The 461-nt window shown below is 35.1% G+C and carries 1 protein-coding gene; it reads left to right on the top strand.

Annotation, left to right across the window (positions count from 1 at the left end; translation table 11 throughout):
• The coding region (locus CBI42_RS12885; protein ID WP_179211420.1) for a hypothetical protein at positions 1-339 on the top strand (339 nt) is incomplete at its 5' end.
• Between the last annotated feature and the right edge of the window lie 122 nt (positions 340-461).

The following is a 461-nucleotide window of genomic DNA, read 5'->3' as shown; positions in this document are numbered from 1 at the left end:
ATTCATAAAGTATTTAAATGGCTTGGAAATTTATTTAAACCAAAGCAAGTTAGCCATAAAGTTCACGTTGATCGAACCGTACACACTAATTACGCCGATGATCAACGAGTTAGAAAAGCAATGATTAGGGCTAATGCCTATGCACAAGAATTGAAGAACAAGAAGGACGAAAGTAAAAATGTCTTAGAAGTCTTAAAAAACATTAGGGACACAAATGAGTCAATTATGAAATTTGAGGCTGCTAAATATGGATTAGACAAAAAGAAACGAAAGCCAGAAATTATCGTCGTGAAAAATCAACGTGAAGTTGATAAAGAACTGCGAAACATGTTTGGCTAATCATTTTGAAAGGAGCAATCCTTTCGTACATAAACCTCAGCCTTTAAAGGCGGATTTGAAAAGAAAGAAGGAATCAAAATGTCAGCAATAGACGACGACAACGCAAATTACGGTTATGTTCC

The organism is Streptococcus sp. KR (genome assembly GCF_002238115.1).
Taxonomy (GTDB): domain Bacteria; phylum Bacillota; class Bacilli; order Lactobacillales; family Streptococcaceae; genus Streptococcus.
Note: the sequence above shows the minus strand (reverse complement) of the source record. Positions and strands in the feature narration are given on the sequence as shown.